Origin of the sequence: Latilactobacillus graminis DSM 20719 (assembly GCF_001436415.1) — a bacterium.
Classification (GTDB): Bacteria; Bacillota; Bacilli; order Lactobacillales; family Lactobacillaceae; genus Latilactobacillus; species Latilactobacillus graminis.
Map to the genome: position 1 here is coordinate 1 of NZ_AYZB01000027.1, position 530 is coordinate 530.

Here is a 530-nt window from a genome sequence, read left to right on the forward strand (position 1 = left end):
TGTGGCGTGTTGCCTGTTTCAACATCAGATTTGTGCAAACGCACGCGTCCTTGCTTGATAACATGAACACTAAGTTGTGCTCTACCAGGATCGTTTACACGACCTACCATAACACCTTGAACACCAGGCTTCGTGTAAACCATTGGAGTACCAGCATATGAATCATCAATATTATACTTAAACTTGACGATACCATCTTGCGAATCTTTAGTTGCTGTCAACGTAACATTGTTACCTGATTTTGTTACTTTTACACCAGCAGTATTCGTTGTGGCATTGTCTTTGTAGTTACTAAATGCACCTGTTGTATCAGTAATGGTTAATGGTTTTCCAAGATACAAGGTATATTGCTGTTTATTAAACGATGGTTCTTGGTAAAATTTATTTACCTGAGCCATAACATTTGCTTTGAAGCTAGCATAGTTACCTGGCGTCACTGCGGAAGTTAATGTATTTCCTTGTTCTTCCCAAAGTATATTTTGCGTTAACCATTCTGTCATTAATGATTGGTTCGTATAGTAACCGTAGTA

Annotated in this window: 1 pseudogene; it reads right to left on the minus strand. The window is 38.1% G+C overall.

Features of this window, described 5'->3' with window-relative positions:
- A pseudogene (locus tag FC90_RS04945) lies at nucleotides 1-500 on the minus strand (hypothetical protein); the annotation flags it as partial.
- Nucleotides 501-530 lie beyond the last annotated feature (30 nt).